At 71.6% G+C, this 24858-nt stretch carries 15 protein-coding genes and 15 pseudogenes; 13 read left to right on the top strand and 17 right to left on the bottom strand.

Annotated elements, in window-relative coordinates:
* Nucleotides 1–224, bottom strand: a pseudogene (locus tag FF86_RS25855) (IS3 family transposase); the annotation flags it as partial.
* 637 nt (nt 225–861) lie between these two features.
* Between FF86_RS25855 and FF86_RS57865 the strand changes: the two are divergent.
* The 3 genes and pseudogenes from FF86_RS57865 to FF86_RS33715 form a co-directional block, all read left to right on the top strand.
* Nucleotides 862–1217, top strand: a pseudogene (locus FF86_RS57865) (RHS repeat-associated core domain-containing protein); the annotation flags it as partial.
* A 331-nt stretch (nt 1218–1548) separates the two neighbouring features.
* Nucleotides 1549–1869 (top strand): hypothetical protein (locus FF86_RS36475; RefSeq protein ID WP_206779031.1); only part of this gene is annotated, 321 nt, incomplete at its 5' end.
* Nucleotides 1870–2097: 228 nt separating this feature from the next.
* A complete protein-coding gene (locus FF86_RS33715; protein ID WP_128423390.1) occupies nt 2098–2406 on the top strand; it encodes a hypothetical protein in 309 nt (102 codons plus the stop codon).
* A gap of 71 nt (nt 2407–2477) precedes the next feature.
* On the opposite strand, the pseudogene FF86_RS68370 reads toward FF86_RS33715, so the two are convergent.
* The 3 pseudogenes from FF86_RS68370 to FF86_RS68360 form a co-directional block, all read right to left on the bottom strand.
* Nucleotides 2478–2548: pseudogene (locus tag FF86_RS68370) on the bottom strand (hypothetical protein); the annotation flags it as partial.
* A gap of 1 nt (nt 2549) precedes the next feature.
* Nucleotides 2550–2811: pseudogene (locus FF86_RS68365) on the bottom strand (hypothetical protein); the annotation flags it as partial.
* A 1-nt stretch (nt 2812) separates the two neighbouring features.
* Nucleotides 2813–2966: pseudogene (locus FF86_RS68360) on the bottom strand (hypothetical protein); the annotation flags it as partial.
* Nucleotides 2967–3772: 806 nt separating this feature from the next.
* On the opposite strand from FF86_RS68360, the pseudogene FF86_RS57860 reads away from it, so the two are divergent.
* The 6 genes and pseudogenes from FF86_RS57860 to FF86_RS25825 all read left to right on the top strand — a co-directional run.
* Nucleotides 3773–3979: pseudogene (locus tag FF86_RS57860) on the top strand (LysR family transcriptional regulator); the annotation flags it as partial.
* Between the two features lies 1 nt (nt 3980).
* Nucleotides 3981–4666: LysR substrate-binding domain-containing protein (locus FF86_RS25840; RefSeq protein ID WP_242419620.1), on the top strand; the 686-nt coding region annotated here is incomplete at its 5' end.
* A 57-nt stretch (nt 4667–4723) separates the two neighbouring features.
* A pseudogene (locus FF86_RS57855) lies at nt 4724–5390 on the top strand (APC family permease); the annotation flags it as partial.
* Between the two features lies 1 nt (nt 5391).
* On the top strand, nt 5392–6430 hold a 1039-nt coding region (locus FF86_RS57850; RefSeq protein WP_242419618.1), incomplete at its 5' end, for an APC family permease.
* A gap of 220 nt (nt 6431–6650) precedes the next feature.
* Nucleotides 6651–7853, top strand: a complete 1203-nt coding sequence (locus FF86_RS25830) for a cytochrome P450 (RefSeq protein ID WP_044887788.1) — start codon at nt 6651–6653, stop codon at nt 7851–7853.
* A 63-nt stretch (nt 7854–7916) separates the two neighbouring features.
* The gene (locus FF86_RS25825) at nt 7917–8120 is read left to right on the top strand and encodes a ferredoxin (protein WP_044887787.1); all 204 of its coding nucleotides are present in this window, start codon (nt 7917–7919) and stop codon (nt 8118–8120) included.
* Between the two features lie 11 nt (nt 8121–8131).
* On the opposite strand, the pseudogene FF86_RS25820 reads toward FF86_RS25825, so the two are convergent.
* The 9 genes and pseudogenes from FF86_RS25820 to FF86_RS25790 all read right to left on the bottom strand — a co-directional run.
* A pseudogene (locus tag FF86_RS25820) lies at nt 8132–9115 on the bottom strand (ABC transporter substrate-binding protein); the annotation flags it as partial.
* A 1-nt stretch (nt 9116) separates the two neighbouring features.
* Nucleotides 9117–9304, bottom strand: a pseudogene (locus FF86_RS63170) (branched-chain amino acid ABC transporter substrate-binding protein); the annotation flags it as partial.
* A 1674-nt stretch (nt 9305–10978) separates the two neighbouring features.
* A pseudogene (locus FF86_RS57840) lies at nt 10979–11499 on the bottom strand (SAM-dependent methyltransferase); the annotation flags it as partial.
* Between the two features lies 1 nt (nt 11500).
* On the bottom strand, nt 11501–11839 hold a 339-nt coding region (locus FF86_RS57835; protein ID WP_242419617.1), incomplete at its 3' end, for an SAM-dependent methyltransferase.
* Between the two features lie 117 nt (nt 11840–11956).
* Nucleotides 11957–12542, bottom strand: a pseudogene (locus FF86_RS25805) (LuxR C-terminal-related transcriptional regulator); the annotation flags it as partial.
* 1 nt (nt 12543) lies between these two features.
* Nucleotides 12544–12682, bottom strand: a pseudogene (locus FF86_RS57830) (hypothetical protein); the annotation flags it as partial.
* Nucleotides 12652–14022, bottom strand: coding sequence for a sensor histidine kinase (locus tag FF86_RS25800; RefSeq protein WP_236706425.1), 1371 nt, complete (start codon nt 14020–14022; stop codon nt 12652–12654). The gene FF86_RS25800 and the pseudogene FF86_RS57830, both read right to left, overlap by 31 nt.
* Before the next feature lie 97 nt (nt 14023–14119).
* Nucleotides 14120–14956, bottom strand: a complete 837-nt coding sequence (locus FF86_RS25795; RefSeq protein WP_044887782.1) for an ABC transporter permease — start codon at nt 14954–14956, stop codon at nt 14120–14122.
* The gene (locus FF86_RS25790) at nt 14953–15948 is read right to left on the bottom strand and encodes an ATP-binding cassette domain-containing protein (RefSeq protein ID WP_044887781.1); all 996 of its coding nucleotides are present in this window, start codon (nt 15946–15948) and stop codon (nt 14953–14955) included. The genes FF86_RS25795 and FF86_RS25790 overlap by 4 nt, the downstream gene beginning before the upstream one ends.
* A 300-nt stretch (nt 15949–16248) precedes the next feature.
* Between FF86_RS25790 and FF86_RS57825 the strand changes: the two are divergent.
* Together FF86_RS57825 and FF86_RS25785 are read left to right on the top strand one after the other, a co-directional pair.
* A pseudogene (locus FF86_RS57825) lies at nt 16249–16457 on the top strand (RNA polymerase sigma factor); the annotation flags it as partial.
* 1 nt (nt 16458) lies between these two features.
* On the top strand, nt 16459–16809 hold a 351-nt coding region (locus FF86_RS25785; protein WP_242419616.1), incomplete at its 5' end, for a sigma-70 family RNA polymerase sigma factor.
* A 6-nt stretch (nt 16810–16815) separates the two neighbouring features.
* Here the strand turns inward: FF86_RS25785 and FF86_RS25780 are convergent.
* The gene (locus FF86_RS25780) at nt 16816–18243 is read right to left on the bottom strand and encodes a right-handed parallel beta-helix repeat-containing protein (RefSeq protein WP_052681441.1); all 1428 of its coding nucleotides are present in this window, start codon (nt 18241–18243) and stop codon (nt 16816–16818) included.
* Nucleotides 18244–18881: 638 nt separating this feature from the next.
* A pseudogene (locus FF86_RS36470) lies at nt 18882–19532 on the bottom strand (hypothetical protein); the annotation flags it as partial.
* A 188-nt stretch (nt 19533–19720) separates the two neighbouring features.
* Here FF86_RS36470 and FF86_RS25770 point away from each other — a divergent pair.
* A complete protein-coding gene (locus FF86_RS25770; RefSeq protein ID WP_055870571.1) occupies nt 19721–19912 on the top strand; it encodes a hypothetical protein in 192 nt (63 codons plus the stop codon).
* 1087 nt (nt 19913–20999) lie between these two features.
* On the opposite strand, the gene FF86_RS25760 is transcribed toward FF86_RS25770, so the two are convergent.
* Together FF86_RS25760 and FF86_RS25750 are read right to left on the bottom strand one after the other, a co-directional pair.
* Complete coding sequence (locus tag FF86_RS25760; RefSeq protein ID WP_044887777.1) at nt 21000–22100, bottom strand: hypothetical protein; 1101 nt, start codon at nt 22098–22100, stop codon at nt 21000–21002.
* A gap of 1778 nt (nt 22101–23878) precedes the next feature.
* Entirely contained in the window at nt 23879–24259 is a 381-nt protein-coding gene (locus FF86_RS25750) for a hypothetical protein (RefSeq protein WP_044887775.1), read from the bottom strand.
* 424 nt (nt 24260–24683) lie between these two features.
* Between FF86_RS25750 and FF86_RS68355 the strand changes: the two are divergent.
* Nucleotides 24684–24857, top strand: a pseudogene (locus tag FF86_RS68355) (Hsp70 family protein); the annotation flags it as partial.
* Between the last annotated feature and the right edge of the window lies 1 nt (nt 24858).

Genomic DNA, 24858 nt, shown 5'->3' with positions numbered 1-24858 from the left:
TTCGACAGGCCCGCCAGCGCACCCGCCTCACGGGCCTTACGCCACTCCACGATATGCGCCGAGTACAGACTCTCCCGGCGCAGAATTGCACCCTTCTGCCCGTCCGGGGCCGCCTCGTACTCGTTCAGGATCCGCAGCTTGTACGCCGCTGAGAACGACCGCCGCCGCGCCTTCGGCTCGACCTCCGGGTCCGGCCGCCGGCCCGCGTCCTCACGTCCGTCCACACGGACATCATCGACCAGGCCACGCCCAGCCGGCACCGCCATCGTCACGATCTTCCTCTCNCTACCCGCCCAGGTCACAAGATGATAGCCGCCGCCTGGCTCATCTCATGCTGACAGATAGGGGGGGCAGCGACGCAGGATCCTGTTCCACGTCGACGTCGCCGGCGGTATATTCCTTCTCCTATGATCAGGCCGATCGGCTCACGAACACCGGCTACACCTATGACCTGTTCGGCCGCACCACCACCGACCCGTATCCACCCGCGGGCAGCTCGGCGACGCTGGGCTACTACGTGAACGACCTCGTCGCCTCGGAGACGGTCGGCTCGTCGACCCGGACCTACGCTCTTGATCCCGCGCGGCGGATCCGTTCCTGGACCGACGGCTCCACCACCAGCACCAACCACTACACGTCCGCCTCTGGGGACAGTCCGGCGTGGATCGGTGCCGGCACGGCTTGGACCCGGAACATCACCGGGATCGGTGGGGACCTCGCCGCCACCCAGACCGACACCGGCACCGTCACGTTGCAGTTGGCGAACCTCCACGGCGACGTGGTCGCCACCGTCGACGACAGCACGTCAGCGTCCTCGCCGGCCAGCTACGCGGAGTCCACCGAGTTCGGCAGCCCCTACTNCCCCTCCACCGCCTACCCCCGCTATGGCTGGCTCGGTGCCAAACAACGCTCCCGCGACACCGACTCCGGCCTCACCCTCATGGGTGTCCGCCTCTACGACCCCAGCCTCGGCCGCTTCCTCCAGACCGACCCCGAACCCGGCGGCTCCGACAACCCCTACGACTACGCCCACCAGGACCCCTACAACACCTTCGACCTCGACGGCAAATGCATCCAGGTCTGGCGCAAGCACTGCCGCGGTAAGAAGAGCGTGTGGGCACGGGGCGGGCGGCTCGTGAAGGCGGCATATGCTCACACCGAGATCGGTTTCAGCGGCTGCTTTGGAGTGTGTTGGGGCATGAGCGCTCAAGGGCTCGNTACCAAAGGCGGGGCTCTCAACCAGTGGTGGGGCTGGGGCTGCTGCTCGCTCGGCGTCAACTACGGGTATTCTCCTCGTCGATATTCGGCTCGGTCGTGTCAGTCCGCGACCGTCTCGCTTCCCGCCGGCTATCTGACGAAGGGCCGAAGCCGCTCGCTCCGCGATGTTTCGTTCGGTAGAGGTGTGGGTGTCGGCAGTGGGGCCGCCGTGGGGGTTCATGCCTTGGATGTGATTCCGCTCGGAAAGTACTGTGCGAGGTGAGCGGCGGTCGTTTCCGAGGTGCTTACGTCCATGTCTGGTTCCAGAGGACGTCGAGTTACTGGCGTCTNCTCACTGTGGCGCCCGACGTCTGTGTGCAGTACCGGGCATTCCGGCGAACCACGATGATTGGCCGCGATGATGTCTCACGGGTCCTGTACGAGAAAAGAGATCTGTATCTCGGGCTATTTGGGACGGTGAGTTTCCTTGACACGTATGGGAACCGGTTTGGCCTCTCGTTCGTCCCGCTGCGGCCCGGGCGGGTGCTCGACGCTCTCGTCCTGGCCGGCTGGCCTGTCTGGGCCGAGCGGGTGCATCTCCTCGGCGAGCGTACCGAGATAGTGATCCCAGGAGCGCACCATGGTGGGAATAACAGTGCGGAACAGCCGTGACAATGCATCCGCAGCCACCGGGTCTGGCGGGGGGCGGCGGTGAGCCACCGCTGCCAGGCCCCCTTCGGGAATGGCTATCCCGGTCGGGAAATGCCGTCCTGCAGGCGCACGAGTCCTTCGGTTGCCTGGGCCATCGCCTGTACACCCCTGATCGGTCTGGGTTTCGCAATCACCGCCGAGACGACCGGCAGCCTTGTGCTCGGACTACTCAGCGCTCCAGTGAGTGTTATGGGAGTCTGGCTGGCCTCGCTGCTATTGGTGGTTGTCGACGCTCGACGGTTGGTGGCCCTCGGGTGGTCGTCGCACTGGGCTTTCGGGTTGTTCGGCCCTTGGATCTACCTACTGATCCGCGTGCTATGCCGCCTGGGTGCCACACCGAGGGTCGGCTGGGTTCAGTTCGCCGTGGCCCTGCTACTGACGTTCACGATGGGTATCGCGACACAGCGTGCCTTCGAGAGTGCGATTCAAACCATTAATAATCATCATCACGTCCATGTCACCGGCGAACAGAAGAAATTGCCAGCATCCGAACACTGATCTGAACCGCCCCGGGCATCTTGGAGGTCCGGGGCGGTTCAGCCGAAGCCTGGATCCGCTTGTTGGGCGATCTAGCAGAGCCGGTCGAGGGTGTAGCGACCGCTGCTGATTGCGGCGTCGAGGTCGAGGAAGTCGCGTGCGGNGGCGCGGTTGCACAATGCGTCGGCCTTGCCGGCCATGACATCGTCCAGGTGCAGCACGGGACCGATGTCCATCTGGACTGGGGGCTCGATCCGCCAGTTCGCGACCAGTTCCACCCGGTGGACCTCGTCGGAGTTGTCTGGTTCGGTGATGTGGAGCCGCGCGATCAGCTCGGTCCGGAGTTCGGTCTCGACCTCGAGACCGTCCGCTCGGGATGCCGCGATGACCGCGTCGACGGCGGCGGGGAAGTCCGCGCGTTGGTCCNAGTCGGCGAAGAGGTCGACGTCCTCGCTCGGCCGCTGGAGGATCCCGTGGGCCGCGACCGCGTGGCCGCCGGCGAGAGCGAAACCGTAGGGACCGCCGACCTGGAGCCCGATCCGGGCGAGTCGCTGGTGGATCGGCGGGGGCTTGGCCGTCACCGGTCTACGCCGCAGACGGATGCCCGGCGGTCAGCTCGGTGAACCGGGCCTCCCACCTGCTCCGGACCTGCGGCGGCAGAACCAGATCACCCCACAGCCGGACCAGTGTGCGCCCCTCCAGCCAGCGGGACAGGTTGCCGTCGTGGACGCCTCTCGTAGCACCGTCTCGTGCATCCGTTCGAGGCGGCCGGGTTTCGCCAGGTCGTACCGGGCCGAACCCGACCAGTCCAACCACCGGTCCAGGACCACCACACCCGAGGTCGGACCATGCAGCTCGCCGAGGGTGTCCGCGATCGCGTAGGGACGCACGTCGGCGTACCGCGAGCCTGCGGGCGGNCCACCGGATGGCACATCGCTCATCGCCGACACCACCTCCCGGACTGGTCCTCGTGTCGAAGAATGCTCGTCCCACTCCACAGTAGACCAGGCCCAAGCCCGCTCCATCGGCGCCGCCAGGGAGATCACCTGTGCGACGAGAGGCGAGTTCGCGGCGGCCCTTCCAACCGGGAGATGAGGTTGCCTGTCGCCCCTGTGGCGCCCAGAAGATACGCAAGCCNTCTGGCGGGGTCGCTCTCGCTCGCCAGCGTGCCGAAGTCGCGAAACTCCTGGTCAGGCTTGGTAGGTCAGCTGGGCTTGACCTCGATCAGCANCATGAACGTGCCGAGGCAGACGGTCGTCAGTGGCAGCCATTTGCGCATGCCGACACCTGTTTCTCACGGGGGTGGACAACGTCGTGCGTCCCAGCCTGGCCATCGCCCAATCAGAAGTCCAACAGATGGTTCTACTGAAGACTAGAATCACTACTCATGGATCTGAGGCAGTTGGAGTACTTCGTCGCGGTCGCCGAGGAGCAGAACTTCACCCGGGCGGCCGAGCGGGTGCACATCAGCCAGTCCGGGGTCAGCGCCCAGATCCGCCAGTTGGAGCGGGAGCTCGGCGCCGAGCTGTTCGATCGGTCGGCGCGCACCGTCACGCTCACCGTCGCGGGCAAGGCCGCGCTCGAACACGCCCGCNCCGCGCTTACCGCCGCCGGGGCGGTGAGCCAGGCGGTCGGCGAGGTGACCGGCCTGATCCGCGGCCGGCTCGCCCTCGGCATGATCATCGGTTGCACCATCACGCCGCTGTTCGACGCCCTCGCCGCCTTCCACCGGGCGCATCCCGGCGTGGTGGTCTCGCTGCTGGAGGACTCCTCCGACCGCCTCGCCGACGGGGTGCGCGCCGGCGCCCTCGACCTCGCCCTCATCGGCACCGCGGAGGCCACCGTCGAGGGGTTGGAGTCGCTGACCATCGTCAGCGAGCGGCTCGTCGCGGCCGTGCCGCCCGGCCATCCCCTGACGCGGCGGCCCCGGCTCACCCTGCGCGACCTGGAGTCCTACCCGATCGTCTGCATGCCGCCCGGCACCGGCCTGCGCGCCGTGTTCGACGAGGCCTGCGCCGCGCAGCGCCGGCGGCCGCTGATCGCCCTGCAGGCCAGCGCCGCCGACGCCCTCGCCGACCTCGCCGCCCGCGGCCTCGGCGTCGCGATCCTCAGCGCCTCGATGGCCGCCGGCTACGCCGATCGGCTCACCGCCCGCACCGTCGACGACGTCGAGGCGCCCGCCCGGCTAGCCCTGATCTGGCGCGGCGGGCACGGTCCGGCGGTACGCGCGGCGCTCGCGCACCTGCACCGCGCGTTCGCGGTTCCGGCGGCCACCATGTGATAGGTCTTGGCGCCGCCGGCGCAGTCGCCGCCGAGACCGGCCAGGACGGAGCGCACGGTGCGCAGGGTGCACGAGACGCGCGAGACGACCGGCGCGGGCGGCGCGGGCGGCGCGCGGCTGCACCGCCAGCTCGGCCTGGCCGGCCTGACCTTCATCTCGCTCGGCTCGGTCATCGGGTCCGGCTGGCTGCTCGGCGCGCTCACCGCCGCTGAGGTGGCCGGACCCGCGTCGGTCGTCTCCTGGGCGATCGCCGGCGCGCTGGTCGCCCTGCTCGCCCTCGTCTACGCCGAACTCGGCGCGGCCTACCCGGTCGCCGGTGGCACGGCCCGTTATCCGCAGCTGGTCCTCGGGCCGCTCGGTGGGTTCGTCGCCGGCTGGGTGGCCTGGATTCCCGCCGTCGCTCTGGCTCCGCTCGAGGTCACCGCGGCGCTGTCGTATCTCGACCACCGGTTTCCCGGGCTGGTGGACGACGACGGCACCCTGACCCGCAGCGGGCTCGCCCTCGCCGCCGCGGCCCTGATCGTCTTCACCGCCGTCAACCTGCTCGGCGTGCGCTGGCTGGCCCGGACCAACACCGTCACCGTCGGGTGGAAGGTGCTCGTTCCCGCCGTCACCGTCGTCGCGCTGACGGCCACCGCCTTCCATCCGGCGAATTTCCAGGCGGGGGGCGGATTCGCCCCGTTCGGCGCCAAAGGCGTGTTCACCGCGCTGCCCGCGGGGGTGGNGTTCTCGCTGCAGGGTTTCGAGCAGGCCGTGCAGATGGGCGCCGAGGCGAAACGGCCGCACCGGGATCTGCCCCGGGCCATCATTGTGGCGACCCTGGCCGGCACGGCGCTGTATTTCCTGCTCCAGGTCGCCTTCATCGCCGCCGTCGAGCCGGCCCGGCTCGCCGCGGGCTGGAGCCGGCCGCTCGGCACGGGCGACTACGGGCCTTACGCGACGCTTGCCACCAACCTCGGTCTGGGTTGGCTGGCGATTCTGCTCTATATCGACGCGGTCGTCTCCCCGGGGGGTACCGCGCTGATCTATCTCGGCACCTCGGCCCGGCTGTCCTATTCCCTGGCCCGCACCCGGAGCCTGCCGGCCGTGCTGGCCCGGCTCGACCGGCGCGGGGTGCCGATCGTGTCGGTACTGCTCGCGGCCGCCGTCGGCATGGTGGTGCTCCTGCCCTTTCCGAGCTGGCAGAACCTGGTCCGGCTGGTCAGCTCGGCGACGTTCGTCATGTACGGTTTCGCGCCCGTCTGCCTGGCCGTGCTGCGCCGCGCCGACCCCGACCGGTTCCGCCCCTACCGCCTGCCCGCCGCGCGGATCCTCGCCCCGCTCGGCTTCGCCGCAGCCAACCTGGTCATCTACTGGGCCGGCTGGCGGACCAACCAGAAGCTGTTCGCCGCGATCGCCGTCGGGCTGGCGGTGTTCGGCGGTTATCAGGCGACCCGGCCCGCCGGCCGGCGGCCGGACCTGGAGTGGCGCGCCGCGTGGTGGATCGCCCCGTGGCTCGGTGGCCTGGCGGTCCTGTCCTGGCTGGGCCAGTTCGGGGGGCGCGGCGTGCTCCCGTTCTGGGTCGACCTCGCGGTCGTGGCCGGTTTCGCCCTCGTCGTCTTCGCGGCGGCTGTGCGCGCCGCGGTGTCCACCGGGGTCGGGCGGCGGCGGGTCGAGATCGCGCGGATCCAGACGTCGGACGCCGCCGGCGGCGAGACCGGGGGCGGCGAAATCGAGGGCGCCGAGAACGAGGCCATCCCCGGACACGGCCCGCCCGGCCGGTGAATGGCATCGACGTGATTACCACCAAGGTGCCCCCGGACGGGTCCGTCGGTCTTGACCGCCTCCTGGCGGTAAGCGCACTTCGTGGCCGGTTCGCGGCACCCGTCGCACCGAGGGAGATCGGCCTCGAAGATCCGTCCCAGCGAAGTGATAGCGACCTTTCACTTCAGTGGTAGCGTCGTCGGCGTCACGTTCAGCGCGATCGGCGAAGGGCGGAGAGGTGATGACCGAAGTATCGGAAATACCACTGCACATGCGGCGCGCGCAGTTCGATCCGATCTCCGAGCTCGGCGAGGTCCGCGACAGCGCGGGCGTCTGTCCGGTGGTGACGCCTTTCGGCGTGCCCGCCCATCTCGTGAGCCGTTACGACGACGTTCGGGAGGTGCTTTCCGATTCGGCGCGGTTCAGTACCGCGGATCGGCGTGCGCTCACACCCCCCGACGCCGCCGGGCCAACCGAGGAGGAATACGCCCGGGCCCGGGTGGGAAATCTTCTGTCCTACGACCCGCCGGAGCACACCCGGTTGCGCCGGATGCTCACGCCGGAATTCACCATGCGCCGGATGCGGGCACTCGAGCCGCGGATCGTCGACATCGTCAACGCGGCCCTCGACGACGTGGAGCGGGCCGGCAAGCCGGCCGATCTGGTCTCGACGTTCGCCCTGCCGGTGCCGTCCCTGGTCATCTGCGAGCTGCTCGGCGTTCCCTATGCCGACCGGGCCGACTTCCAGCGGCGCACCGCCGACCAGCTCGACGCCTCCCAGCCGCCGCAGCGCCGCCTCGCCCTGCAGCAGGCCAGCCGCGCGTACATGGCCACCCTCGTCGAGCGGGCGCGCCGCGATCCCGGGGAGGACATCCTCGGCATGCTCGTGCGCGAACACGGCGACGACGTCAGCGCCGAAGAGCTCGTCGGCATCGCCTCCCTGCTGCTTCTCGCCGGCCACGAGACGACCGCGAACATGCTGGGACTGGGCACCCTCGCGCTGCTGCGCCACCCCGACCAGCTCGCCCGGGTCCGCGACGATCCGGCCAGCGTCGAACCGGCCGTCGAGGAACTGCTGCGCTGGCTGTCCATCGTCCACGCCGGCATCCCGCGCACGGCGACGACGGAGGTGACCATCGCCGGGAGCACCATCGCGGCCGGGGAACACGTCGTCCTCGCGCTGCCCGGGGCGAACCGCGACCCGGCGCTCGTCGACGATCCGGACCACCTCGACATCACCCGCGAGCCCACCGGGCACGTCGCCTTCGGTCACGGTCTGCACCACTGCCTCGGCGCGCCGCTGGCCCGCCTGGAGCTGCGGATCGCCTACCCTTCCCTGCTGCGACGCTTCCCCGGCCTCGCGCTCGCCGTGCCGTACGAGCAGATCGCCTTCCGGCCCTACTCGGTGATCCACGGACTGCAGGCGCTGCCCGTCACGTGGTGACGGGCGCGGTCCGCCGGCGCCGGCGTGAGGGTCGCTGAGGATCATCGAGAGAGGAGTGCCGCCGTGCGGATCGTGGCCGAGCGGGACCGGTGCATCGGCGCCGGAAACTGTGTGATGACGGCGCCGGAGGTCTTCGACCAGGGCGAGGACGGCCTCGTGACGCCGCTGGTCGACGAGGCCGACCCGGTGGACCCGGCCAGCGTCGACGCCGCGCGCCGGGCGGTCGACCGCTGCCCGGCGACGGCGCTGCGCGCGGTGGAGGACTGACCGCCGCCGATCTATCCGTTGCCGCCGATGCGCTGTCCGCACAGCGGCTGCGGGTTGACGACCTCGAAGCGGTCGCCGGTGGCGGCGATGCGCACGAAGTCCGAGCAGCGGTCGAGCTGCCCGTGGTCGGCGGTGAGGTTGATCTTCTGCACCATCATGCCGTCGGCGTCGTAGTCGGTGATCGATCGCATGCCGGTCATGAACGATGCCCGGGTCGGGCAGCCGTGCTGGGTCTTCAGTCCGCGGATGAACAGGTCCGCGTTGATGTAGCCGGCGATGGCGCTCTGCTGGCCGGCGGGCTGGATCTCGGGCGAGTAGGCGGCCATCGCCTGCAGGAACCGCTGCTGCGCGGGCAGGTTCCGCTCCAGGGCGGCGAAGGTGAGCTGGGAGTAGGTGCCGGCGAGCTTCTGGCCGTAGGGCGCGAGCAGGCGCGGGTCGTAGCTGACCGCCGAGACGGCGACCTTGATGGGATGGCCGGCGCTGATGGCCGCGTCGAGCGCGCCGGTGTACAGGTCCAGCGGCGAGGCGGCGATGACCGTGTCGGCGCCGGCATCGATGATCTTCCGAGCGACGTCTGTGGCGTTGGTGGAGTCGATGTCGTCCTGGACCACCGGGATGCCGGCGTTCTCCAGACTCTGCCGGACGCCCGCCGCGTACAGCTTGGACGCCTCGGTCAGGAAGGTGACGACCAGCGCCGCCTTGGTGCCGCCCTGCTGACGCACGAAGTCGGCGAGCGTCGTCGTGCTGCGACCGGCGTCGGTGACGAAGGTGTAGGTGAACATGTTGTCGTGGTCACCCCAGAACGGCTGATCGGCCACCCCGACGACGGGAATGTGCTGGTCGTCGAGGTACTGGCCCGATCCCTGGGAGAACGAGGTGTACTCCAGGACGGCGAAGGCCCCCTCGTTGACGAGGGTCCGCGCGCCCTGCAGATTGCCCCGGGGATCGGATTCGTCGTCCTCCCAGACGTAGTCGATCTTCCGTCCGTTGACACCNCCGGCGGCGTTCTGCGCCGAGATCCGGGCGTTGACACCGGCCCGGTAACCCGAGAACTGGGTCCCCATCACCCCGGTGTCGGGGTAGAGCAGCCCCACCTTGATGGAGTTGTCGGTCACCCCCGGCGCACAGGTCCCGCTCGCTTGCGAAGCATCCGAGGGTCCGCCGGAGCTGCACGCCGCCAGCATCGTCGCCGCCGCAATCATCGCCACGGCAAACCTCGTCCGCAACACCCGCATGAGCCACCTCTCGACTGTTGTTAAGACCCGACCGAACCCCCCCCGTGGCGACGCCCACTCGGCTGCAATTCCGCCGGGATGACGGCAGCACACATTGCGTCCACCGCAATGTGTGCTGCAACCTCCAGCGTCACCCGTCTTCCGGGCCGACGGAGATCGGAAGATGTCACTCACATACGACAGTTCGTATGCTGCCTATCTCCCGATCGGATCTTCATGTTTCGTCCGACGGAAGCCTAGCAGGGAAGCCGTGGCGATCGAGCGNCCAGGGGCGCGTCCCGGGTCCGCCCAGACGGGCTATATCAGACCGCGAGACACTTACACAAACACATTTGCGCGTTGACAGACACAGGTCGACCGGTGGATGTAAGAACTTTCCGCGTTGATGTGTAGCGCGAGATGTGGGAAGCCGGTTTCGCGAAGCGGCGCACATCGACGTGTCGCACCGCCGGGGACGGCACGAGGCAGGCCCATGCGCGCCAACCCGGCGATGCTCGGGGCAGCGGTCCGACAGCCACCCCGTCCACGTTACTTTGGTCACGCTGCTTTGGTCACGCTGCCTTGGTCACGTCGCGTGAGTCACACCGGGCACATGGGCGGCGGGCCGGCGTGGTCCCGTCGCCCTTCCGGCTGCCCCTGGCCGCGCAGATGCGTGCCGAGCCGGTCGATCTCGTACCCGTCGGGGTAGACGCTCGCGATCAGGTCGAGGACGACNTGCGGCGCCCGCTTGTCGGTGGCGTCCCGGGCCGCATGCTCGCGCGTGGCGCGGTGGACCCGCTCCCGGTAGGCGGCGTCGGGATAGTCGTAACCCAAAGCCGCGACGATGCGGGGATCGGTCAGGCTCATCATGACCTTCTCGACCCGCGGGGCGATGTGCACCGGCACGGCGGTCGCCAGCAGCCGAAGCGCGGCCTCGGCGAGCCGCCGATTCGACGGGGCGAACCGCACCTGCCGGGCGAAGTAGTCGTCGCGGAAGGCCACCATCTCCGCCTCGGTGGCGGGCACGTCCCGGATGTTCATGTGCAGGGCCTGCACGCGCTCGAACTCGACGACGCCGAGCACCTCGTGCTCGGTGAGCTCCCGCCACCCGTACTCCCGGGCTGCGGTGAGCTGGCCGAGGGTGGTCTCGACCGACACGGCCGTGAAATCCTCCGCGGTAATCGCGTACTGGCGGTGCATCTCGTTCATCCGCCGCAGCGCGTCGCGNCCCCGACCCGGCACGAATCCGTGGGTCAGCATTTCGTGGTGGATGAGCATCTGATCCACCAGTCGTTTGCGGTTACGGAACTCCAGTTCACCGGTGCGAATCAGGATGCGGGTCATCCGGGGCGGTGAGATCGTCGCGAAGAAGCCGGTCGCGATCTGCGGCAGCNGGNCCCGCTGGAAGTCGCGGTGAAAAAGATGGGCGATCTCCCGGGCATTCTCGACGGGATCGAGCGCCAGAATCCTGTCCCGTAACGCGTAGGGGTCCCTGTCGTGACTTGTTGTGCTCATCGCTCGCCGCCTCCGCTCCCGCGCCGGCCGAGCCTCGATCGGGCGATCGCCGGCCCCACCGGCCCCTGCCCATTTAGTACGACACAATCGAGCGGATGTCCATGCCCCCATGGGGCCCCGCGCCGCCCGCTAGGCCTTCCGGGCGACGCCGCCGTAGGCGCTGACCTGGGCATCGGTCAGGTCACCCGGGATGGCGCCGTCGGGGCGCCAGCGGTGCAGCAGCCGTACCCCGGGCTCGATCAGCTCCAGCCCGGTGAACAGGCTCTCGACCTCGGCCAGGCTGCGCAGCCGGGTGGGGATGCCGCGCCGCCGGTAGGCCTCGGCCGCGGCCGCCACCGCCGGGTCGACATCACCGGTGCCGTGGCTCAGGACGAGGTAGCTGCCCGACGGCAGCGCGTCGAGCAGCCGGCGCAGCAGGTCGTGCGGGTCGTCGGAGTCGGGGATGAAGTGGAAGATCGACATCAGGGACAGGGCGACCGGCCGGCGCAGATCGAGCGTGGCACGCACTTCGGGGGCGCCCAGGATGCGCTCGGGGTCGCGCAGGTCGGCGTCGAGGTAGGCGGTGGCGCCCTGGGGGCTGCTGGTCAGCAGGGCGCGGGCGTGCGCGAGCACGATCGGGTCGTTGTCGGCGTAGACGACCCGCGAGTCCGNGGCGATGCTCTGGACGGTCTCGTGCAGGTTCGGCGAGGTGGGAATGCCGGTGCCGATGTCGAGGAACTGGCGGATCCCGACCTCACCGGCGAGGAAGCGCATCACCCGGGTCATGAACGCCCGGCTCGTCCGGGCGGCGGTGGCGACGTTCGGGGACGCGAGCAGGGCCTGCTCGGCGGCTTCCCGGTCGGCGGGAAAGTGGTCCTTTCCGCCGAGGTAGTAGTCGTACATCCGGGCCGAATGCGGCTGGTCCGTCCTGAGATCCACCGGGCTGCGCTCCTCGACGAGACTCTGCCACCACCGCCCGCCCGCCGGATCCCGCTCGCCTGCGCCCGTCATCGCAGCCAGCCTCCTCACATCAGGACGAACACCTCTAATCACCCTAGCCGCAGCGGGTTCTCGTCGGCGGCGGAGGTCATCGCCGGCCTGTGCAAGGAGCTGGGACCGTGGCGGGAGTCAGGCCGTCCCCGGCTGGGTGGGTGGCCGGTCGGAGGGGCGCACGAGGCCCGTCTCGTAGGCGAAGACGACCGCCTGCACGCGGTCGCGCAGCTCCAGCTTCGCGAGGATCCGGCCGACATGGGTCTTCACGGTGGCCTCCGACAGCACGAGGTGCGCCGCGATCTCGGCGTTGGAGTGTCCGGCCGCGACCTCGCCCAGGACGACCAGCTCGCGGTCGGTGAGGCGGCCCAGGCGGGGATCGGCGGGTGCGCGCGGGCTGTCCGGGTCGGGCAGCCGGTGGGCGAAGGTGTCGAGCAGCCGGCGGGTGATGCTCGGCGCGACCACCGCGTCGCCGACCGCCACCGCCCGGATCGCGGACAGCAGGTCCGCCGGACGCACGTCCTTGAGCAGGAAGCCGCTGGCACCCGAACGCAGGGCCGCGTAGGCGTACTGGTCGAGATCGAAGGTGGTCAGGATGAGGATCCGGGCCGCCCCGCCGGCGCCGATGATCTGACGGGTCGCCTCGATCCCGTCCACGCCGGGCATCCGGACGTCCATGAGCACGACGTCGGGGGCGAGCTCGGCGGTCAGCCGGATCGCCTCCNCGCCGTCGCCCGCCTCCCCGGCGACGGTCAGGTCGGGCTGCGAGGACAGCACCATCCGGAAGCCGAGGCGCAGCAGCGGTTGGTCGTCCACGAGCAGGACCGAGATCGTCACCCGGCCACCCGCTGCGCCGCGACCCACCTGGGCACCGGGCCGCCCGGCACAGGGCCGCCCGGCGAGGCGGTGCCCGGCGCGGGGCCGTCGGCGGGCGCGACCGGATCGGGAGCGGCGGGCAGCCGTGCGTGGACGCGCCAGCCGCCCGTCGGCCGCGGTCCGGCCACCACGATGCCGCCGAAGGCCGCCACCCGTTCCCGCATCCCGACAAGTCCCTGCCCACCAGCACTGCCCTGCCCACCAGCACTGCCCTGCCCACCAGCACCGGCGGGCCCACCAGCACTGCCCTGCCCACCAGCACCGGCGAGCGGTCCGCCGTCGAGGATCTCGACCTCGAGCGCGCCGGCGCCGTACCGCAGCCGGACCTGGGCCGTCGCCGCGGGCCCGCCGTGCTTGAGGGTGTTGGTCAGGGCTTCCTGGACGAGCCGGTAGACGGTGAGGGCGGCGCCGGCGGACAGCGCGAGCGGCTCGCCGCCCACCTCCAGGGTGACGGGCAGGCCGGTCGCCCGGACCTGCTCGACCAGTCGGTCGAGATCACCGAGGCCGGGCTGCGGCGCACGGGTGTCCTGCTGCGCGTCGTCGCGCAGGATGCCGAGCAGCCGGCGCATCTCCCCGAGCGCCTCCCGGCCCGTGTCGGACACGGCCTGGACCGCCCGGCCGGCCTCGGCGGGGTCGGTGTCGAGGGTGAACGCCACGCCGTCGGCGAGGGCGATCATCACGGACAGGTTGTGGGCGACGACGTCGTGCATCTCGCGGGCGATGCGGGCCCGTTCCGCCGCGGCGCCCAGGCGGTTCTGCTGGTCGCGTTCGCGTTCGAGGCGGGCCGCGCGGTCCTCCAGGTAGGCCAGCCGGGCGCGGCGCCCGCCGATGTTCACCCCGGTCGCGCAGGCCGCGATCATCATGCCGGTGAGGAACACGAAGGCGCTGAACATCTCCCGCACCGGCGGCCCGCCCCAGCGCACCGCCGCCAGCACCACCCCGAGCTCGGTGACGCCGGCCGCGAGCAGCGTCCAGCGGCGGGGCCGGGACGCGGCGACCGAGTAGAGGGCGATGACCAGCGCCGCGTCGCCGGGCGAGGTCACGTCGAGCAGCCACTGGACGAAGGCGATCGCGGCGAGCAGGGCGAACACCGCCAGCGGCCGCGACCGCCGCCAGATCAGCGGAACCAGCAGCACGGCCGCGAACACCAGGCTCAGCGCCTGCCCCTCGGGGTGCAGCACCGCGGCGATCAGCGCCAGCGCCGCGCACGGCAGCACGACCGCCGCGTCGACCCCGGTCGGATGCGCCGCGAGCAGCCGCAGCAGCCGCCCGGGGCTGCGCAGGCCGGGCAGATCGTCGACAGCCACGTCGAGGGCCACGGGCTCCATTGTGCTCGCGGCCGTGCTCGCGACGACCCGTCCGAAGCCCCGACCGATGCCCCGCCGAAGGCCCCGACCGATGCCCCGCGCCGAGGAGGCCACGAGCCTAGGCGTCCCGTCGCCGCAGGACCACCGCCGCGGCGGCCAGCAGGACCGCCGCGTACCCGCAGAACAGCAGGAAGCCGGTCCAGGGCCCGAGCGAGGAGGAGTCCCGCACGACGGTGAAGATGTCCTGGCCGGCGCTGCTGGGCAGGTACGGGTCGATGTTGTTCGACCAGCTCGACGGCAGGAAGTTGACGATCAGCGGCAGGATCAGCAGCACCCCGAACAGGGTGGCGATCCCGCCGGCGGTGCTGCGGACCAGTGCGCCGAGAGCGACCCCCAGCAGGGCCACGACCGTCAGATAAAGGCCGCCGCCGAACACGGCGGTGAGGACGCCGGGATGACCGAGCGTGGTGTCGATGTGCTTCGACGACAGCATCGCCTGGCCGCCGACGAAGGCGACGAACGACGAGACCGTCATCAGCACGAGCGTGACGACCCCGAACACGATCGACTTCGCCCACAGCACCGGCAGGCGGTGGGGCACCGCGGTGATCGTCGCACGGATCATGCCCGTGCCGTACTCGCCGCTGAACATCAGCACGCCGAGCACGCCGATCGCGAGCTGGGCGAGGAACACGCCACTCAGGCTCGTGTTCGTCGGATCGAAGGTGAGCCGGTCGATCGGCGACTCCTGATCCCAGTGGCTGGCCTGCGCCCAGGAGATGAGGATGCCGAGGGCGACCACGAAGACGATGGCCGCGAGCAGGGAGAACAGGGTCGAGCGCAGGGACCGCAGCTTCGTCCACTCCGACAGCAGGACCCGCCGTTGGGTGACCCCGTAGCCGGCCTGCGCCGTCAGCTCGCCGCGTGCCGGTCCGACGTCCGTCAGCGTCGTCATGATCTCGCTCCCGCCCCGTGCGTCTCGAGGCGGGCGCCGCCCGCCGCCGGTGCCGACCCGTCCCCCGGCTGGTGCGGCAGCGCCGACGCGGAGCCGCCGTGGTACTCGACGGCGTCATGGGTCAGCGCCATGAACGCCTCCTCCAGCGACGCCTGCCGCGGCGTCAGCTCGGACAGTGCGATGCCGGCCGCGGCCGCGATCTCACCGATCCGACTGCTCGGCAGCCCCGACACCTCGAGCACGTCGGCTCCGTCCGCGCGGATCGTGACGTCCGCCGCCAGCAGCAGATCCCGCAGCTCCGGCGCGCGCGGCGAGCGGACGTGCACGACGTTCTCGGAGGCGCCGGCGACGAAGTCCGCGACGGACATGTCCGCGATCAGCCGGCCCTGGCCGATGACGACGAGATGCTCGGCGGTGAGCGCCATCTCGCTCATCAGGTGGGACGACACCAGCACCGTGCGTCCCTGCGCGGCCAGATCCTGCAGCAGGGTGCGGATCCAGCGGATGCCCTCCGGGTCGAGACCGTTGACCGGCTCGTCGAGGATCAGCGTCCCGGGATCCCCGAGCAGCGCCGCGGCGATGCCCAGCCGCTGCCCCATGCCCAGCGAGAAGCCCCCGGCCCGCTTGCGGGCCACGCCGCCCAGCCCGACCAGCTCGATGACGTCGCCGACCCGGCGGCGCGGGATGCCGTGGGTCTGGGCGAGGGCCAGCAGGTGGTTGTAGGCCGACCGACCGGTGTGCACCGACCGCGCCTCCAACAACGCACCGACCTCGCACAGCGGTGCCCGGAAATCCCGGTACCGCTGCCCGTTGATCAGGACGCTGCCCTCGCTCGGCTGGTCCAGACCCACGATCATTCGCATCGTCGTCGACTTTCCCGAGCCGTTCGGCCCGAGAAATCCGGTGACGATGCCGGGCCGGACCGTGAAACTCAGCTCCGATACGGCGACTTTTTCGCCGTATCGCTTGGTGAGACCTTGCACCTCGATCATCGCTGATCGCCCATCTCTAGGGATCCAAGTCCAGCAGTGCCGAACCTAATCCGATGGACACGGCGCGACGACGGCCCACAGAGCGATCTTTACGGGCGCCGATGTCCTCCTTGCGGCGTACCCGCCTACGCCACGGGAGGTACNCCGCCCCCACCCCGAGCCGGCGGCAGCACGCGCCAGCGGCAGCACGCGCGGCGACGAGCAACGGTAGGGCTAGCCCTCTGGCCGGATCGGGTCCTCCCCCGCAGGCGTAGGGAGCGCCTGGTATCGAGCGCGGCGCCGAACGGCGACGGTCGTAGCATGACGCAATCGCCTGCGAACACGGTGGAACCGCCTGCGAACACGGTGGAACCGCGGATGGCGGATGACCATTTCGACGAGCTCGTGCGCCTGCACCGGACGACCCTGCTCGCCTACGCGACCCGGCTCACCGGCGGCGACCGCGGGCGGGCGGAGGACGTCGTGCAGGAGACCTTCCTGCGCGCCTGGCACAACCTCGACCGGTTGACNCCCGAGCGCGGCTCGGTCAACGGCTGGCTGCGCCGGGTGGCGCACAACCTCGTCGTCGACGGCTACCGGGGACGTCGGGCCCGGCTGACCGAACTCGAGCTCGAGCCCGAGCACACCGAGGTCCAGGCCCAGCCGGACCACGCCGAGTCGGTGCTGGTCGCCGCCACCGTGCAGGCGGCGCTGGGCCGGATCTGGCCCGAGCACCGGGCCGCCCTCGTCGAGGTCTACCTGCGCGACCGCACCTGCGCGCAGGCGGCGACGGCCCTCGGCATCCCCGAGGGGACGGTGAAGAGCCGGGTGCACTACGCGCTGCGGACCCTGCGCCGGCAGGCGGAACTGACCGTCCTGTAGGGCGCGTCAGGTGCAGGACGCGGTGCGGCCCGCCGGGATCGCCATCGGACCCGGATCCGCAACGGTGCCGGGAACGCCGTCCTGCCGGGTCGCGACGTCACTCATCCGCAGCCGCGACGCCTGCGTCGCCAGCCGGACCGCCTCGCCGCCGGTGCCGCCGATCACGCCGCCGTCGATCGAGACCGTGCGGTCCGTCTCGACCAGAACCCCGGGCCCACGGTCGCCCACCAGCTCCGTGTCCGTGACCGTGGCCCGGGTACCGGGTCCGAGCACCAGCGCGGCGCCCGCCGTGCCGCGTACCCGGCTGCGGGAAAGACGCGGATGCGCCGATTCCCGCACCTGGATGCCGACGCCGACGTCGCCGATGTCGAGCCCGACCAGCCGCGGCGCGGCGGCGTCCTCGACCGACACCCCGATCGGGCTGCCGTGCACCCGGACGCCGTCCAACCAGGCGGTCGAGTCGCCGAGCAGGAGGACTCCCACGTCACCGCAGCCGACGATCTCCCCGCCGAGGAGGGTCGGGCTTGCGTCACCGTCGACGACGACCCCCGCCACAGCGCTGCCACGCACCGCACAGCGCTGGATCTCGGCCGCCGACCGACCCGAGGCGTGCAGCCCGTGGCCGGCGGGGCTGTCGACCACGCATTCGACCAGGCTCGGCGCGGCCAGGTCCACGGTGACCACCGCCGGACCGGCGGTGTCGCGAAACCGGCAGTTCTCGACGGTCGGCCGGGCCCGGTCGGCGACGTAGAGGCCGACCTGACCGCCGTCCACCAGCGAGCCGACCATCCGCAGGCGGCAGTCCTCCCGGGCGAGGACCGCGGCGCTGGACAGCGAGCTGATCCGGCAGCGGTCGAGCAGCGCCGCTCCCGTCCCGGCCGCCAGCACACCCACGCCTTCGACGTCCGTGAACGTGCAGCGTCGCAGGATCGGCATCGCCCCGCCCGACACGGTGAGACCGGGACCGCCGATGCCCGCCAGGGCGACGTCGACGAGTTCGGCGAGGCCGGCCTCGACCGCCACCCCGGCACCGGCGGGGTTTCCGATCCGGCCTCGGACCACTCGAGTCCGCCCGCCGTGCAGGTGCAGCGCCACCGCCGCGGTGGCCCGCAGATCGCAACCGTCCATCCGCAGCCGACCGCCCACGACCCGCATCAGCGGCGCTCGCTCGTCGCCGCCACGTAGCTCCAGCCCCCGCAGCCTGATCTCCCCGTCGGCGACGAGCAGGGTCCCCCCGGGCGGCACCTCGATCACGACGCTGCCCGGGCCCTCGCGCGCGACCAGGGTCACGTCCCGGGAGAAGACGAGTGACTCCCGGTACAAGCCCGGGCCCAGCGCCACCGTGCCGCCCGGATCGGCGACGGCCAGCGCCCGGGCGATCACCGCCGCGCCCTCGGCCGGCGCGACGAGGTCAGACCGGACGGCTGCGGTCATCGCGAGGCTCCCTGGGTCTCGGCGTGGCGGGGTGGCTGTGGGGCGGGGTGGCTGTGGGGCGGGGTGGCTGTGGGGCGGAGTGGCTGTGGGGCGGAGTGGCTGTGGGCGGAGTGGCGGAATGGCGGGGTGGCGGGTCACGTCGTCGCGGCCGGTCCCAGGGCGTCGGCCAGGCGCGCGCCGTCGGGTGCGAAGGGGCGGCCGCCGGCGCCGACGCCGAGGGCGAACCGCAGTCGCTCGGGCAGCGCACCGTCCGGGCCGTCGGGCGCAGCCGCCCCGCTCGTGGCGGGAGACCGCCCGGCGAGGACGTCGCGCAGCCGCCCGAGCGCGCGCTGCGCCAGCGCGTCGTCGACGCGGCCACCGACCACCTCGCGCAGCAGCACCCGCGTGGGGGTCTCGCCGACTCCGGCGTGGCCGTCCTCGGCGTCGGTCGGCCGGTCGACGCCGAGGACGACGAACCGGGTGCCGGCCACGAACAGGGCCTCGCGCGACGAACCGCCCGGTGTCGCGTCCGCACCGAGCCACGTCGTCCGGCGGGCCGTCGAGGACCAGATCACGTATTCCACGGTGCGTCCCGGCAGCTCCCAGGGGGCCGTCGACACCTCGAGGAAGGCGGGTTCGACGAGCATGTCCCCCGGCCNGTGACGCACGACCACGTCCGGGCTCGCAGCCGCCGGGCGGAACACCGGACCCACCACGGCCGGCAGCCGACCGAGGCCGGCCTGGACGCAGCGGGCCAGCAGGATCAGGCCGTCGTCGTCCTGCCGCCGTTCGGCGCTGCGCAGCGCCGCGTTCACCGACCGGTCGGCGGAGTCGAGCCGTCCCGCCGCCGAGAGATAGGCGCGGACCGCGACCAGCCCGGCCAGCAGGTCGTCCGCCCCGGCTCCCGCCCGCAGGCCCGGTTGCAGGGCAAGGGCGCCCATCACGGCGCGTGCGTGCGTCTCGTAGCGCCACCCGAGCAGCGTCCGCAGCCGGTCCCGGTCCTCCGCCGTCACCCGCGGCAGCACCGCGAGCCAGGGCAGGAGGTGCCCGGTGTCAGCCCGGTCCGCGCCGAAGCCGCCACCGGCGGCGTCCCGGCCGGAGCGGCCTCTCTCGAAGCGGCCGTCATCGAAGCGGCCATCGCCGGTGACCTGGCGGGGGACGCGGGCCGCTTCGTGGCTCCCCTCCGCGGCGCTGTCGGCGGGCATGGCCTCGGTCGGGTCGAGCGGAGGCGGTGCGGCACCGGGGACGCGGTGGGGGCCCGCCGCCAGGTCCCGGCCGTGGCCGAGAGCTTCCTCCAGCGCGGAATCCACCGCGGATCCGACCGGGGCCGCCCCGGGCCGGGCGGGAGTGCCATCGGGCGGCANCCGCTGGTACCAACGCGGGCCGGGCTGCGCCCCGCCACCCATGTCGGCCACCGGATCCGCGCCCCGCGAGAGCCCCTGCGCCGGCGACTGCCCGACCGGAGCGGAGAGCTCCGAGGAACCGGACACAGGGTGCGGTGACGCAGGAGGCGATGCAGGTGGTGGCGGGGATGCAGGAGGTGGCGGGGATGCAGGAGGTGGCGGGGATGCAGGAGGTGGCGGGGATGCAGGAGGTGGCGGGGATGCAGGAGGTGGCGGGGATGCGGGTGGCGGCGAGGCGGGGACCGGAGGTGACCAGGGGGTCGCCGTGGGAAGGGAGCGCCGGATGACACCGGGCATCGGACCGGGAGCTGACGATCCCCCCGCAGCCGGCGAGGCAAGCGACGCAGGTAGCGGCACCGGCGCGGGGAGCGGCCTGGTTTCAGGCGGTTCAGGCGGTTCAGGCGGTTCGGATAGTCCGGATGGTTCGGATGGTTCGGATGGTTCGGATGGTTCGGGCGGTTCGGATGGTTCGGATGGTTCGGGCGTCCGAACGAGTGGAGTGCCGCGCTCGCCCGCGCGCGCCGCTGCGGGCCACCCGTGCGGCAGCCATGGGCCGACGGACGAAGACGCTTCCGCTTCGCTCTGCCCCTCCGCCGGTACCGACCATCGATGGAACGACGTTCCGGTGATCGCCCCGCCCGGCAGCAGCAGGACACCGGCGTCCGCGGTGTACACCGGGACACCGACCCCGGCGAGCAGCGCACGGACCAGGGCGGCCAGTCGGTTCGGTGCCGGCTGCGGATGCGCCAGGACCAGCAGCGGCCGGCCGCGCCACTCGGGACAGGCACGGATCAGCCGGGCCAGCAGCGCGGGCGGGACGGGGCGACCGTTGACCTGGAAGCCTGCCGGGCCGGTGCCCAGGTGAACGGTGAACATCCCGGGTGGGGCCACCGGCAGCCGCCGCATTGCTCCGGCCAGAGCCGGCTCGAAGAACCGGCCGGCGGCGGTGGCGAGGGTGCCCTCGAGCAGCCGCGCCAGGATCGGTTCCGTCGGCTCCGGCGGGGGCGTTCCCTGCGCCCGTCCGGCGGGATCCCGCGGGGCCTGTGACGGCGAGGCCAGCAGCCGCGGCACCGGCCGGCCCGCGGCGCTCCATCCGACACTCGTCTCGGGGGGCAGCCAGCCGGCGACCGCGGCGAGGGGAACCGGACCCGACCCCGCCCCGGGGCCCGGGTGATGCTCGACGGCCTCGGTCTCGTCGTACCGGTCAGCCCAGTCGCGCCAGGCGTCGGTGGCAGGAGGTACCGCCTCGGTGGCACGCACAGCCTCGGTGGCAGGCTCGGCACCGACGAGATAGCCGGTGGCGAGGCTCATGACGTAGCCGGCTTCATAGTCAGGTCCTCACGAGGTCCGGACCCGCGCCGAGGCCCCGCGCGGTCACGGCGCGTCCGGGGCGGCGGACTGGCCCGCCGGCGGGACGACCCACGCGGCTTCGTCCTCCCGCCGCCGACTCAGCACGGTCGCCAGCACGCGGTGCAGGACGACCTCGTCGATCCGCTCGGCCGGTTCGCCGTGCTCCAGGTGCCACCGGAACCCCTGCTCCGGCGCGATGCCGTACGCACGCAGGTAGTAGCCGACGGCGTCGGTCCACACCCACCGGCCGTCCGTGCGAAACATGCCCGGCACGACGTCCCCCTGGGCCGGGTCGAGGACGTCCGGCATCGGCGCGGAGCCATCGAAGAGGGCGACGCCGTTGTCCAGGTAGCCGAGCAGGCGGGCCCGAACGGCCACGTTGGTGATCCGGGGCCGGTCCGGGGCGAAGCGCGGGCCGGTGACCGGGTCGGCCGCGTCGAACACTCGGGCGACCGACACGCCGAGCGCCGGTTCACGCGACCAGAGCAGGGCGCCACACATGCGGGCGAGGGTCTGGTACGAGGGCGTGTCGGTACCCACAACGCTCACCTCGACCTGCGGGTCGGGCTCCCCGGCGGCGACCAGCGCGGTCTGCAGCCGTGAGGTCACCTCGACCGGTGGTCGCGTACCCGCCTCGATCGTGACCGCGAAGACCCGCTTGGGCGGCGCCCAGGGCTCGCCCGCGGCCGAAACCCGCCAGGTCCGCCACAGGCCGGCGGCGTCCGGCTCGGCCAGGATGGCCGCGAGGATCGCCTGTTCGGTGTCGGCCAGCTCGGCTGGCCCCACGCCGGTGGTCAGGTCGATGGGCAGGGATGCCGCCGTCCCGTCGGCGTAGGGATCACCGGAGCGGAACTCCCAGGCGGTCGGGAGCCGTTCGGCGATGGGCAGGACATCCAGCGCTCCCAGCAGTCCGTCCTTCTCCTGCCCGGCGGCCCTGAACTCCTCGCGGGCCAGCCCGATCTCGGCGCCGCCCACGTCGAGCAGGCCGGTGGCCACGGCGAGCGTGACCGCCTGGGCGATGTCGAACCGCTGGCCCTGCGCCAGCCAGAACCGCGCCGTGCTGATCAGCTCGTCGGGCAGGAAGCCGGCGAGGCCGAGCAGTGCCCGATGCCAGGCGTCGGTCATCCATGCGTCACGAGCATCGGAAGCGACACCGTCGACGCCTCCCACCGACACGACGCTTGTCGGGGCCTCGGTCACCAGAACCTCCAGACTTGCCTGAACAGCGTGCCGTCGGGCCCACCGCCGCGGGCCCCTTGGCCGGAGCACGGTCCTGCCGGGCCGCCTGGTTCACGGGTGGGGCACCCACCGGGCACTCACGGACCGGATTCGCAGGGCTTCGAGGGGTGGAGAAATGCGGGCTCCGCACCCCACCACGGCGTGGCTCCTACACCGGGCTGGTCGTCACACCGGGCTGGTCGTCTACACCGGGCTGGTCGTCTACACCGGGCTGGTCGTCGTTCCCGCGGGCGTCGGCGTCCCCGACGCCTCGATGTTCTGGCCCTGGCTGTCACCCGGCCCGGGCAGGGGCTGGCCCTGGCTCACCTGGAGCGTCCCGTCCGGCCCGCCGTTCACGATGCCCGACAGTGCCCCCACCGGCTGCTGACCCTGCGGCGTCAGCGGCTCGACCCCCTCCATCCGCTCGCCCGGTACCTGCGTCTTCGGGTCCATCGGATCCAATGCCTCCGTTCGCACCCGCATCTCGCCGGACACGGGCGTCGTCGTTCCCGCGGGCGTCGGCGTCCCCGACGCCTCGATGTTCTGGCCCTGGCTGTCACCCGGCCCGGGCAGCGGCTGCCCCTTGCTCACCTGGAGCGTCCCGTCCGGCCCGCCGTTCACGATGCCCGCCAGTGCCCCCGGCGACCTCATGGACTCGACCTGCCCGAGCATCCTCGTGCGCGACGGCTGCACCATCGTCGACAGACTGTCCCGGCCCCGCGTCAACGGATCCGAGAGCCGGTTGACCGTGCCCTCGATCGGCTTCCCGGCCTGGGGCTTCTCCGACCGTCGGAACCGCTTCTGCGCGCGCTTCCCCGACACGCCGTCCAGCCTCTCCGTCGCGGTCTGGTAGGCGTCGCTGAGCGTGCCGGCGAGGTCCTTGGCCCGTGCGTCGAGCGTGTCCAGTTCGCCGAGGATNCGATTGGTCACGGCGGCGCTGGCGGCACTCCACACGGNGGCCTGGGCCAGATCGCCGCTGAAGTCGGCCATCCCGCTCGGAAGCCCCCCCACGGCCGACGAGGAGTAGCCGGCGAGAACCTGCGCCACCGTCTGCGTCGTCACCGGCTGGCCGAACAGGTACTTCTGCATGTTGGCCGCGATGCCGTTGATCCCGTCGGCGGCCGAGTTGTGCAGGGCCGATTCCCAGTAGGCGCCGGCCATCCCCCGACCGAACGCGGCCAGNGCCTCGCCCACGTCGTGCAGCGCGGAGGCGATCGGTGGCGGACCGGACAGCTTGTCGTAATAGCCGGACAGGCCCGAGGCCAGCCCCCCCACCACGGTGGAGATCTCCTGCGCGGCGCTCCCCGAGGTCAGTGCATCGCCGTCACCGAACAGCAGGGCAGCGTTTCTCGTGTCGCCGTTGGCGGCGCTCAGGTGGTCGGTGTGCAGCCGCACCGTCTGCTCGGCGTCCCGCAGCCGCCGGACGTCCATGAGGCCCAGGGTCCCGGCGGACAGCTCGTCGGCGACGTCGTCCAGGCTCGACACCGCGGACCCCCAGTCCGCCAACGCCTGGAGGTTGAGGCCGACGGTGAAAAGCGGGCTGCCGAAGGGGGCGTAGGTCCACCATCCCGGGCTGCCGAAGGTGATCCAGCCGTCCGCCGGAGACGCGGCGCCCCGCAGATCCACCCGAACACCCGTCACAGCCGCCAGTGCGGAGGCGAAGTCGGTCAGCGTCTCCGAAGCGCTCACAACGCGCCAGCGCCCTCGTTCCGGGCGTGGACGGCGCCCAGTGGATGCCCTACCACCTGGTCGAACTGCCCGGCGGTGGCCGCAGCCAGGTCCTCCACGTCGTTGAAGATCGACCGCCCCTGCGCGAGGGCGGTGCTCAGGTCGCCCAGCCCCGTCTTCAGGGAATCGTTGTTCTCGCTGATCAGACCGAACAGCGCGGTACCCGCGCCGACCAGATCGACGGCCGGCTGCCAGGTCTGACCGCTCGGTTGCAGTTGCACGTCAGCCGTCAGCGCCAGCGGACCGGCGGCGCCGTCCCCAAGCTCCTTCAGGGCCGCACCAAGCTGGGTGATCAACTGATCGTACTTGCCCGAATCGAATCTAATGGTGCCGCTCATCACAGTCCTCGTCCCATGCTCGCAACACGGTGCAGCGAGCGTCCCCGGTTCACGGCATGCCCGCGGACGACCTTGGAGGCACCACCTTGGTGGGTGCGTTTCCGCGGCGGCGACCATGGCCACCCGCTCACGCTCCCCTTTACCGGAAAGGGACCCGGACAGAAGGTAGCTGATAGATGAAATGTAAGCGACGGTAGCGTCGACGACAGAACGGAGACCGCCGACTCCCACCGGTCGGAACACTCTCGACCTGCCCGGTCTGCCCAGCTCGGAAGCCCTTTCCTGGAAACGGTGCCGCCAGCCGGCGATCAATGGTCCCGGGGCGCACTANACCCTGGCCTTTTCCCCGGAGTAGCTTGCTGGAGGTAGACATTTCGGGAGGTTCCATGCGATCGGTCGTCACGCCTGTGCGGAGTCCGGCACGGTGACGTACGGCCTCGGAATCGATCTCGGGACCACCTTCACGGCGGTGGCGATCGGGTGGTCCGACCGAACAGAGATGGTCAGCCTCGGCAATCGCAGCATCGTCGCCCCCACGGTCGTCTACGCCGGCCGCAACGGGCCGCTGCTGACCGGCGACGCCGCCGAACGCCGCGCCN

It is taken from the genome of Frankia sp. CpI1-P, assembly GCF_001421075.1.
Classification (GTDB): domain Bacteria; phylum Actinomycetota; class Actinomycetes; order Frankiales; family Frankiaceae; genus Frankia; species Frankia torreyi.
Note: the sequence above shows the minus strand (reverse complement) of the source record. Positions and strands in the feature narration are given on the sequence as shown.